This window comes from Pseudoalteromonas sp. P1-30 (genome assembly GCF_001400005.1).
Taxonomy (GTDB): domain Bacteria; phylum Pseudomonadota; class Gammaproteobacteria; order Enterobacterales; family Alteromonadaceae; genus Pseudoalteromonas; species Pseudoalteromonas atlantica.
The window spans coordinates 222,153-234,031 of record NZ_LKBC01000001.1; the positions used below are offsets into that span (position 1 = coordinate 222,153).

8 protein-coding genes are annotated in these 11,879 nt (G+C 40.3%); 2 read left to right on the top strand and 6 right to left on the bottom strand.

Features of this window, described 5'->3' with window-relative positions; translation table 11 throughout:
• Positions 1-323: 323 nt before the first annotated feature.
• The 4 genes from AN395_RS00990 to AN395_RS01005 form a co-directional block, all read right to left on the bottom strand.
• On the bottom strand, positions 324-1,721 hold the full coding sequence (locus tag AN395_RS00990; protein ID WP_054981762.1) for an ATP-binding protein: 1,398 nt from the start codon (positions 1,719-1,721) through the stop codon (positions 324-326).
• Between the two features lie 583 nt (positions 1,722-2,304).
• Positions 2,305-2,940 (bottom strand): hypothetical protein, encoded by a 636-nt coding sequence (locus AN395_RS00995; protein WP_054981763.1) that lies wholly within the window; start codon positions 2,938-2,940, stop codon positions 2,305-2,307.
• Positions 2,930-4,513, bottom strand: a complete 1,584-nt coding sequence (locus AN395_RS01000) for a sulfotransferase (RefSeq protein ID WP_054981764.1) — start codon at positions 4,511-4,513, stop codon at positions 2,930-2,932. The genes AN395_RS00995 and AN395_RS01000 overlap by 11 nt, the downstream gene beginning before the upstream one ends.
• Before the next feature lie 84 nt (positions 4,514-4,597).
• On the bottom strand, positions 4,598-7,012 hold the full coding sequence (locus AN395_RS01005; protein ID WP_054981765.1) for a TonB-dependent receptor: 2,415 nt from the start codon (positions 7,010-7,012) through the stop codon (positions 4,598-4,600).
• Positions 7,013-7,427: 415 nt separating this feature from the next.
• Between AN395_RS01005 and AN395_RS01010 the strand changes: the two genes are divergently transcribed.
• Both AN395_RS01010 and AN395_RS01015 read left to right on the top strand, forming a co-directional pair.
• A complete protein-coding gene (locus AN395_RS01010; protein ID WP_054981766.1) occupies positions 7,428-8,522 on the top strand; it encodes an NADH:flavin oxidoreductase/NADH oxidase in 1,095 nt (364 codons plus the stop codon).
• 79 nt (positions 8,523-8,601) lie between these two features.
• The gene (locus AN395_RS01015) at positions 8,602-9,780 is read left to right on the top strand and encodes an MFS transporter (protein ID WP_054982102.1); all 1,179 of its coding nucleotides are present in this window, start codon (positions 8,602-8,604) and stop codon (positions 9,778-9,780) included.
• A gap of 75 nt (positions 9,781-9,855) precedes the next feature.
• On the opposite strand, the gene AN395_RS01020 is transcribed toward AN395_RS01015, so the two are convergent.
• Positions 9,856-10,713 carry a DMT family transporter gene (locus AN395_RS01020; RefSeq protein WP_054981767.1) on the bottom strand — a complete coding sequence of 286 codons (858 nt, stop codon included), beginning with the start codon at positions 10,711-10,713 and terminating at the stop codon, positions 9,856-9,858.
• 219 nt (positions 10,714-10,932) lie between these two features.
• The gene (locus tag AN395_RS01025) at positions 10,933-11,682 is read right to left on the bottom strand and encodes a FadR/GntR family transcriptional regulator (RefSeq protein WP_004587131.1); all 750 of its coding nucleotides are present in this window, start codon (positions 11,680-11,682) and stop codon (positions 10,933-10,935) included.
• Positions 11,683-11,879: the final 197 nt, after the last annotated feature.

The following is an 11,879-nucleotide window of genomic DNA, read 5'->3' on the forward strand; positions in this document are numbered from 1 at the left end:
TTAGCGAGTTTTTTAACCTGCTTCATTAATGTTTATCTGAATCGACATTATTTGCAGTTGAATCGACACAAAAGTAAATAAGTGTTGTGGTGGGGAATTCAGGCTAAGTAAACTAACCATTTTGAATTGGAGATAGGTTGCATCGAATGCTATGCCTGTCTTGAGGCTGGGCTTTAAAATTTGATCTTTATAGAATAGTTTTAAAAAGCAGTTATGAGAGAGGATTGGACCACCTTTTCAACTCATAACAGGACAGAACCCAATTTCTTAAATGGTTATATCTCACTTCCTAAAGTGGCTTTACCAAAAGTGCTCCAAAAATTTTATTCAGTAGTTCTATTTATTCTAGATTGAGATTTTTTCCATTTGTTACTTAGCTTTTCAGCATCATCTATGTCGCTTTTGTCATTAAACAACGTATCAGTTGAGTTAGCTAAGTTATTGCTGGGGTTCGAATAACTTCTTTTTGCAGAAAGGATTAATTGATTAAACATTTTGTTAACTTCACTAGCTGAGAGTCTTTTCTTTTTGTGAGATTCTTTAAGAAAAAGCTTAGCGAACAATCTATAGAAAGGGTCTTTGAAACTATAATTCTCTGACTGTTCATTATACATTAGAACACTGCCATGATCAGCGCACGAAAGCTTTGATAATGGCTCTTCTAAAGTTGTTTGGGTTATTTCTACAGCATCAAAATTTTCATTGATGTATTCAACTAGATCTTGTAATTCAACTCCATCAATATCGTTCTCAGCCAAACATGATAAAATTTCATTTGAACGTGGTATCTTCATTGCTTTTTGAAATGCGGACTTTAATGTATCTGAAACTTGTTGGATGTACTCAGATGCCGCAAAATTAAAGTCTTCGAAATCTAATTCAACGCCAGAATCATATTCATCTGTACTGTCTATGTCTACTGACTTACACATTAAAAGGCAAAGCTGATGGCATATGGATGCAACGCCATGACTGTGATCTACAACATCATTGATTACATGCTCTTTAGCCGAAATATTTAGCAGATTAGTACCGTTTTCTACAATCTTACAAATTTCTTCATCATTCATTAGAGGTACATAGATTTCGGAAACCCGATTTTGCATTTCGGAGTCTAGCTCAACAACCTCTCTTGCAGTATTCTTTGCGCCTAGTGCTACAATTTTTAACTTAGAATACTCATCTGATAAATCCATAAATACTTTCATCAATTGAGCAAGCTTAGATTTTACATCGACTTCTAATTTATGAAAATCTTCTATTACCCAAATGGACTCTTTCTCACCTATAGTTTTCGACAACGTCAACTCTATTGAACTGAATGGTGAAATAAAACTTCTTTCCGTCGTATTTTCGCTTGTGGTACTCGAGTTAAAGCTGGCAATGGTAGCTAAACTCAATTTACCACCACCAACTTGCTTTTCTTTATCAATTTTTTTGGGTGGAAGTTCTTTGTCAAGTTTTATATAAACATTTGAAAGAAGATCATCAAAAGTCATATTTGCAGTGCAATTAGTTTTTACAAATTTTAGGTTAAGCTCTTTTAACTTGTTTAAAAGTAAAGTCGTTTTACCTGAACCTGAATGCCCATATATTACAACCTGCATCCCCGGTGTTTTTAAAGCTCTTTGCAGCCTTTTATCTAGAGGTTTCCGTTTGATGAAATTTTTTCTTGCAGGCCGAGTTGGTGTGAATACTTCATTAATATTGTATATAGCCAAAATTTGTATTCCATTAGTTAAAGATGACAGCAGATGCTTAATATATTACCGTTAAGAAATTGATATTAAGATAAAAAAGTTACTTCCTAAATCGAGCAGCTAGTTAGTTCCTATAAAATAACCAGAGTAATAAGTTCTGTCCATAACTATTTCTAATTTACCTGGCCTATAATTAATGGTATTTCCTAAGAAGTAAGATCAATTTTCTAACTCGTTTCTGAGCAAAAATGAGTTAGCCCTAATTTACGCTCATGGCAAAAAGCCGCATTTTCAGGCATTCAACTACAGATAATAAAACCATTTAACAAGCATTTATACCTTGTTTTAAAAGGCACTCCACTGCTGAACTGGCATGTGCTTTAAACGCCTTTCAATCACCGATTGCTTTATTGTTGAGAGATTAGAGTACTTATACTTTAATGGTCGTAGATACCGTGGCGGTGTTAAGTGAAAGTCTATACGTTGAGCGGGGCGCTAAAGTGCTGCATGAGTTTATAAAAGCGGCTATTTAAAAAAGATAAATCCCCCATACAGGGGGCATTAATCACATTAGTATATGACCTTAATATAATTACTAGCGATGTTATTCTGAATTGGAAATTATTGGCCATTCATCAACTAATATGCCATTACCACAATCGTTGTCTGCATGTAATAAACGAGGTTTTAGATTAATTAATTGTGGGAACGAAATGGTGTAATTAACTTTATAACCGCAAGAGCCAAAAGCAGAGTATAAGCGCAGAGACTTTAATTCATTCCCTATTTCACTAACTTCAATACTGCCGGTAATTAAATTAGTTTGCTTTAGCTCCCACTTATTATCAATAAAAGTAGGTTCTGACCAAGTTATGGGGTAAGCCATATTTGTTGACGTCTTGACATAATAGGTTAAATAGCTATCTTGATATGCTCCCGTCTGGCAGGCTAATGCAAGCAGTTCCCCTCCCGAACTTAGCTTAAAAACTGAGACAAATCGATTGTTATGATGTTCGTCTTTGATATAGCAGTCGTCGTTTTTATTTAGTGAGTTAAGAAGCTTTTTTTGAGTTAATAGTTCAAAATTTAGAGGTAACTTTAGACCAGTTGGTATCTGAGTTTTTGAGGGGTTATTATTCTTAATATCTGCAGTGGTCGTCGCAGCACTACCATGGGTGCAGAACAAAAATATTAGAATGATGAACATATTCATGTTTTTCAAAAAATACTTACTCAACATCTATACCTTGCTTTAAAAGGTACTCCACTGCTGCATTAGTATGGGGCTTAAACGCTTTCCAACGGCCGATTGCTTTATTGTTAAGTGGTTGGCGTACTTGTACTTTACTAGCCGTAGATACCGGCGCGGTGTTTAAGTGAAAGTCTATACACTGTGCTTGCCACTCTAAATTACAAAAGCTAACTAGCTCTTTTATTTGCTGCTCGGGCTGGGCGACTAGTTCTTCGTATTTTACTAATTTTATATTGCTGTGCAGGGCGCTAAAGTGCTGCATGAGTTTATAAAAGCGGCTGTAGAATTTGGCAGTGTCGAGTAAATCGAGCGAGTACGCGTAGTAGGGGTTATTTATAGTAAATAGCTGGCGGTAGTTACCAATGCAGGTGTCCATTGGGTCGCGTAGCATACAAATAATTTTAGCGTTTGGTAGGGCTTTAGTTATTAAGTCGATATAAAAAAAGTTAAACGGGAGTTTATCTATAAAGTGCTTATGGCTGCCGGTGGTTACGCGAGTGGCGTTTAAATACGTTGTCCCAAGCTGATTAAAATCAAGCTCATACGCTTTAGTGAGTGTTTGAGTATCGAGTACATGCGGTGTTTGAGTTTGGCTTAATTTTTTAACGCTTAGGCCAAAGTCTTGTAATTCACCGGCTGATTGTACGTCGCTGTGGCTCGATAAAATACGCTCAACCAATGTGGTGCCAGAGCGGGGCATACCTAATACAAAAATAGGCTCTTGCGTTGGGCTGCCATGTGTTAGCGCGTGTTTATGCTGCTCACTTAAATGTTTAATGTGTTCAAATAACTCGGCTGAGCTTTTATGATCAAACGGCTGTATAGCGCGTTTAGTGGCTTTTCCTTGCTCTAGGCTGTTAAACGCATCATCAAACTTGTCTATGTCTTGGTACTCTTTTGCAAGTGCGTGGCCAATGTGTAATTTTGCATCGGGGTGTGTTACTTGTTCAAACACGTTTTTTAAGCGCGCTATATGATTATTTTGTTGTGTGGCTTTGGTTAAGTCGCTTAATGCGAAATGGCTTGCATGGTGAAGTGGGTTTAGCGCAATGGCGCTTTCAAAGGCATTTTTGGCTTGTTCAAATTGGCCTAAAAATTTAGCGCTTACCCCTAAATTATAATAAAACTGTGGTTGCGGTTTATTTGCATGGTTAGCCAGTTCAATAGCGCAGTTAAAGTAGTTTAGTGCCTCTTTATGTAGGCCTGCTTGTGTAAGTGCAACACCTAGGGTGTCGGCATCAAGACTCTTTTTTATTTGCTCAACGGGTATTGCTAAGGCGGTGTTTTTGGCTTTGGTAAGCTCACCTGTTAATGCGTAACACTTTGCAAGCTGCGCGGTGTATTCAATGCTTTTACCAAGGCTAAGGGCTTTTTCGATTAGCTTTATGGCTTTGTGAATTTGCCCTACGCGTAAATTAACCATGGCCAGTAAAAAGTAGCCATCGGCAAAGTCGCTTTTTTGAGTCACTAATTCAACGAGGGCTTTATGGGCACCTTGTATATTACCTTGGTTTAAATACTCAATGGCGCTTTGATGAAGGTGCTTTAAGTTTGGCTGCATGATGTTTGTTTTATTTATGTGTTAATAAAGAAAAAGGCTCAAATAAATTTGAGCCTTATAACATTGTTTAAAAGTGACTATAAATTATATTTCAAATTTGTAGTTAAATTTAACGCCTACCGTAAGAGGGCGATTAATATAGTGGCCGTAGTTACGTTGTATGTCGGCGCCATTTGCTGATGTTATATCTGCATCTGAGCGACGTACTGATGTAAATGCATATTTGTTGAATAGGTTATCAACATAAAGAGTTGTTGACCACTCATCGGCTGTTAACTTAGCAGAAATATTACTTAAGCTATAACCTGGCAGGGTTTCACCGTTGTCGTGCAGGCCTACTCTTGTGATTACATCGCTTTGTGCGGTTAAACCGTAGTTAATATCAAGGGTTTTATCGCTAAATACATCTGTTTGATAGTTTACACCCATAGAGAACTGGTGCTCTGGCGAGCCCGGTAAACGGTCGCCGTCTTCTGCGCCATCGGTGCCATCGGCATTAAATAAAAATGGGGCGTCTGAGGTTAGCTCTGCTTTAGTGTATGCGTATGTTCCGTACACGGTAAATGAGTCAGATAAAATAGCACGGGTAGATAGCTCAATACCTTTTGCGTTGGCAGAGCCTGCGTTAGATAAGTACGGTAATTGGCCTACATCTGTTGCGCCTGCAATTTGCGCATCTTCCCAATCTACATTAAATAAAGCGGCGTTAAAGTGTAATTGGCTTCTAAACCAGGTGCTTTTAAGGCCTAGCTCGTAGTTTGTTGTGGTATCGGCATCGTAAAGCATTTCTTCTGGGCTACCACAACCTGCTTGGTTAGCTGGTAATGGATCAGGACACGGTGCTAAACCATTTGAGCCACCAATTCTAAAGCCTTCACTTACCGTTGCATAACCCATTACTGATGGAGTGAACTGGTATTTAGCGTTAAATTTAAATAGGCTGCCGTTGTCGTCTGCTTCATTTTTTTCAAAATTTAATGAAATCGCATCAGGTGCTGCGCCATCAAATAGGGTATTAAATAGCGGGAAGTCGACAGCAGATTCTGATTCAACATCGTACTGGTACAAACGCATACCAATGGTTACATCTAGTTTTTCTGTTACTTGGTAACCTACTTCACCAAACAAAGCCGACTCTGTAATTTCTGTACGGTCTACAGAAAAGTACTCAAGTTGATCTGGACGAGATTGCGATGCGCCAAAGTTTTCTACGGCAAAATCACCAAAGCCTGGGGTAAATTCTTTACTTGAGGCGTCTGTTTCTATTTTGTTGTAAAACGCGCCTACAATCCAATTTAGGTCGCTGTCGCTTTGCGATACTAAACGAAGCTCTTGCGTGAAGGTATCTTCTTCGTCAATTTCACGTGTGTATGATGAAAACGCAGGGAACTCTTCATAACCGTAATCTAGGCGGATAAGTAAATCGGTTTGGTCACGTTGGCCGTCGGCATCAAAGCTTGAAATACCGGTTGCCGATACAAGCTCTGCAAAACCTAGGTCGGCTTTTAGCTCTAGGCTTAGTAGTTGATCTTCTTTTTCGCGCGGCTCTTCATAACGATAAGCCGACTCGTATTTACCTACAATATCGCTTAAACCGTTATCATCGTTTAGGCTGTTGTAATGAACAATTGAACGGCCTTCGCTGTCTTGATTTTGGTAAAAGTAATTAAGTGTCCCTTCAAATGTTTCGCTTGGTTTCCAACGTACAGAAATACGCCCTGTTGTAGTTGTTTCGCCGTTAGCATCTTCAACATTTTTAATATTGTTGTTTACTTCGTCGGCGTTACTCCAATCAGGGTCCGGTAGCGATACACCTGGCTCACGCACTGTGTAAGCATAATCAATAAAGCCTGGGTCTTCGTATACGTTCAAGCTTGCACGTACTGCAAGTTCATCTTCAATAAGTGGCAGGTTTACTATAAAGCCGCCTTCGCCGCCTAACGAGTCACTTTCTTGGGTTTGAAACATATCACCAAATATTTCTACCGTTGTAAAATCAAGCTCTGGCTCTTTAAGCATGTAACGAATTGCGCCGCCTAAAGTACCAGCACCATATAATGTGCCTTGTGGCCCAATAAGTACTTCTACACGCTCTATGTCAACTAAACGCATATCAACTGACACTGGAATTTCGTTAACGTATGTGGCTACGGTGCCGCCATCTGATGATGGACCCGACGAGTTAGTGTTTAAACCACGAACTATAATCGGTGAGCCTGAGCGACCACCTTGATCGGTAATTGTTAAACCAGGTACCCAACGCGCTACATCGGCTAATTCGCCAATGTTTTGATCTTTCATTACATCGGCATCAAGTGCGGTAATGTTTAGCGGTGCATTTTGTACAGATCCGCTGCGTCTTGTTGCTGTAACTTCGATTACTTCGAGTGATTTGTTTTTAGCGGTGGTTTCTTGTTGTGCCACAGCCGAGTTAGAAAATAAAAATGCGCTAGATACAGCGCTCGAAATAGCCAAGGTTAGCAAGCTTGGTTTAAACATAAAAAGTGATCCCCAGATTCAAAATTTAACACCAGTTAATATAAGTTAACCAGTTTATCAGGGAGTTAAAGTGGTGGGAATATTAAAATTGAATTTTAATTCACTTTTTTGGAATAAATATAGCTAGTTACACAACAAAAAATTATATAAATATGTATAACATCCAAGTAATTGGCTAATTAAGGTACAAGGAAGCATATTTTACTCGTTGAGCAAATGTAAATAGCCATTCATATTGGTTAATTACCTAAATGTATTAATACGGTTAAAAAACCTATAAGGCCCTGTTGAATATTTTGCTCAACGGTATTTATTCACGTTTTAGCACTATAAAAGTGAAGTTTGATCCCCATTAACCCTTCATACCGTAAGCTATAGCATTTCGTACTAAAGTACGCGTATTTAAGGAATATTTATGAGCCAATTATTCTCACCTTTAAAGCTCGGTGAACTCACTTTAGACAACCGCATTATTATTGCGCCTATGTGCCAGTACTCAGCAAATCAGGGGTCTGCCAGTGATTGGCACACTATTCATTTAGGGCAATTGAGCTTAAGTGGTGCAGGACTATTAATTTTAGAGGCCACCGCGGTAAGCCCTGAGGGGCGGATTAGTTACGCCGATTTAGGGCTTTGGAATAACGAAACCCAGCAAGCACTGGGCAAAAGCTTAAAAGCGCTTAGGCAATACAGTCCTATGCCTATTGGCGTTCAGCTTGCGCATGCAGGGCGAAAAGCATCTACTGAAAAACCGTGGGATGGCGGTGGTGCAATTGCACCTAGCGAAGACAACGGCTGGCAAACACTTGCGCCTTCTGCCATTGCCTACGATGACAGCGCCTACCAGCCAAAGGCTATGACAAAATCGGATATAACCCAGCTAATAAACGATTTTGTCAGTGCAGCAAAGCGCGCTGATGAGCTAGGGCTTGATTTAATTGAGCTACATGGTGCGCATGGTTATTTGTTACATCAGTTTTTATCGCCACTTTCAAACAAGCGTGATGATGAATACGGGGGCAGTTTGCAAAACCGTATGCGCCTTGTGCTTGAGGTGTTTAAAGCATTAAGAGCTGAATTTGCAAGCCATAAACCGGTAGGCATTCGTATCTCTGCTACTGATTGGGTAGAAGGTGGCTGGGATTTAGCACAATCTATTGAGCTTGCTAAAGCATTAGACAAGCTTGGCTGCGATTTTATTCACGTAAGTACAGCAGGGCTAAGCCCAGAGCAACAAATACCGGTTAAACCTAACTTTCAGGTACCATTTGCAACCGCTATTAAAGAGGTAGTAAGTATGCCGGTAATAGCCGTAGGTTTAATCACGGAGCCACAACAAGCTGAAGATATTATTAGCGAGCAGCAAGCCGATGGCGTAGCACTAGCGCGAGGTATTTTGTATAACCCGCATTGGCCTTGGCATGCTGCAGCGCAGCTTGGTGCAACCGTTAATGCGCCTAAGCAGTACTTGCGATCTAGCCCACATGGGCAGCCTTCACCTATTAAGTAACTTACATTTTTACATTTACCATGGCTACCCACTGCATTTATATGCAGTGGGTTTTATTATTTATAAATTAGAGTTATTTATGAACCAATCACGTGCACAGCCAGTGCAAATAAGTAATACCTTAGTGAGCATTATTGCTCTGTGCTGTGGCCTTATTGTGGCAAATATTTATTATGCCCAACCTATTATTGAGCTATTAGCGCCCGATGTTGGTTTAAGTGCGCACAGCGCCAGCTTTATTGTGTCGCTTACACAAATTGGCTATGCAATGGGGCTGTTTTTTTTAGTGCCATTGGCTGATTTAGTCGAAAACAAACGCTTAATGCTCATTACCTTAGCCATAACATTTTTAAGTTTAATAGGCGCAGGCTTGGCGCAAAGCCCAAGTGTAATGTTGCTATTATGCTTATTGGTGGGGGCGAGCTCTGTATCGGTGCAAGTATTAATACCGCTTGCTGCGCATTTATCGTCAGATGAAAAACGTGGGCAAGTACTGGGTAATATAATGGCGGGGTTGTTATTGGGTATTTTATTAGCCAGGCCAGTTTCAAGCTTAATAGCCGATCACTTTGGTTGGCGAGCCGTATTTTATTTTGCCGCAGGCTGTATGGCATTTATAGCCAGTGTTATATATTTTGCTATACCGAGCAGGCAACCGGCACACAATACAACGTACTTTAAGTTATTAAAATCGCTTAAGCAGCTAATAATACAGCAGCCAGTGCTGCGTCAGCGGGCATTGTATCAGGCGCTTATGTTTGCCTCTTTTAGCTTATTTTGGACCAGCGTACCGGTTGTATTAGCCAGAGAATATGGCTTATCGCAATCACAAATCGCCTTATTTGCTTTAGTAGGCGCAGCTGGTGCTATTGCAGCCCCTATTGTTGGGCGTTTAGCCGACAAAGGTTACACGCATCAGTTATCGTTACTTGCAAAAGTGATTGCTGCTGCGTGCTTTTTACCCAGTATATTTGAGCTTCCGCACGGCGTTATTATTTTAGCGCTTACGGGCATATTTATTGATTTTGCTGTGCAGGCAAATATGGTGCTGGGTCAGCGGGTGGTATATTCACTAGAGCCGCAAAGCCGAGCCCGCTTAAACGCCATATACATGACCAGTATTTTTGTAGGCGGAGCGCTTGGCTCGTTAATGGCAAGCCCTCTATACGAGGCTGGTGGCTGGGAAAGCGTGGCGTTAGTGGCAGCGGGTATGCCAGTTATATCACTAGTCGGATATTTAATGACAAGTAAAAAGTAGCGCGATACAAGTTACATAAAATTTTGTTATTTAAAAGGCCAGCGCAGTTATGTGCTGGCCTTTTTATAGAGGCGATTATTGTTTTTTAACACTCGAAAATGAGCTACCCACCGAAGCTATAATCACCAATAAAATAGCCAACCATTGCCACAAGGTTAATAACTCGCCAAGTATAATAAACCCAGCAAGAGCGGCAAATGCAGGCTCTAGACTTAGCATAATGCTAAATCCTTGAGCGGGCATATTACGCAGTGCAACCATTTCAAGTGTATAGGGCAGTGCACTTGATAAAATAGCAATGCCAATGCCCAGCGGTATAACACTCCATGTAAACGCACTGCTTTGTAATATGCCGCCATAAGGTACAAGTACAATGGCTGCTACGGTCATGCCGAGTGCGACCGTTGCGCCGCCTGAGCTTTGTGTGCCGGTTTTTTTGCCAAATAAAATATAGGCTGCCCAGCAAGCACCGGCACCTAGAGCGAGTATTACGCCAATTGGGTCTAGGCTTTCTTGGCTGCTCATATCGGGCAGTAACAGTAAAATACCCGCAATTGCACACGCCACCCAAAATAAGTCGCGCTTAGCGCGTGAGCTAAATAACGCCACCGCTAATGGGCCGGTAAATTCAAGCGCCACACCAATTCCTAAAGGGATACGTTCAATGGCGTAATAAAATAAAATGTTCATTCCGCCTAGGCTTAAACCGTATACCACAATTGATAACCGATTCCCCTTAGCTGGTAGGTGTTTCCACGGTTTAAATATTAAACACAAAATAAGTGCAGAAAAGCCAAGCCTAAGTGCAGTAGTGCCTTCGGGGCCAACAACCGGAAATAACTGCTTAGCAAATGAGGCACCAGATTGAATTGTGATCATTGCTAAAATAACGCACACAAACGCGAGCAAAAAGTCTTTAGTGGATGATTGCATTATTTTCCTTGGTAACAATCGTCTAGTTTTGCGCAGTGTATCTGTTTTTTATTGGCTAAGTAATAGCTTGTAAGGCATACAAATTAAATTTGGGAGGGAGTGACTAATATGTGCGATGAATTAGCGTAGCTGATTATGCATAACTAAAGGCAAACGCTGAGTGCCTTAAAATAAAAAAGCCAGCGAATAGATCGCTGGCTCATAAACGTTTAGGTCGTTTTAGTGTGTTTTGCTAGCACTTTTAACTAGGCCATCTAAAGAATAAAGGCCACGTTTTTCATCATTTTTACGTTTGATTTCTTCAAGCGCACGCGCTTCTACCGCGTCAAATAATGCATTAATTAAACGGTTAAAGTGTTTATGCATTGCGGTACGTGCGGCGCTTGCATCGTGTGTTTGCAGCGCATTATAAATAGCGGTGTGCTCATCCATTACGCAATCGTTATTGTTTTTACATACACTGCCATAATCAGCCACAATTTGTGAATTGTTTAAACGTAAATCCCATAAATTTGCCACTGCATACTCAAGGGCTTTGTTACGTGTAGCACGCGCTATAATTTCGTGAAACTCGCGGTCTGCTTGTTCTACATATAAGCCTTTTTCCATGGCTATTAGCGTTTGCTTTAATTGAGCTAGTTCTTCATCGGTGATTGATTGTGCGGCAAGTGCAGCTATTTCACCTTCAATGAGTGCGCGAGCTTGTGTTAGCTCAAAAGCGCTGATCTCTTTTGTTTTTACAGATGTTTCTTGTTGTTCTATTACATAAACGCCTGAGCCGGTTTTAACCTCTACGCGGCCTCGTACTTCTAATGCAATAATAGCTTCACGAATTGTTGGGCGGCTTACGTCAAACATGTCGGCAAGTTCTCGCTCTGGTGGTAAACGACTCCCAGCAGAAAACTCTCCTTGGTTTATCAAAGCTTCAACTTTATCAACAATGCGCCAAAATAAGCGACGGTTTCCCATATTCTACCTTTATTACCTTAAGGAATAGCGGCTAATAGGCTCAAATAGCCTAAACCTACTGTTATTAGCAGAGGTTACCCCAAAATTCACTATTATGTCAAAATTCTAAAGTGATGTAACGGTCATATAATATTATAAATGAGTGTTAACCTATTTATGTTACCAATTTAGTATAAATTTTAATAATTGGCTAGCTT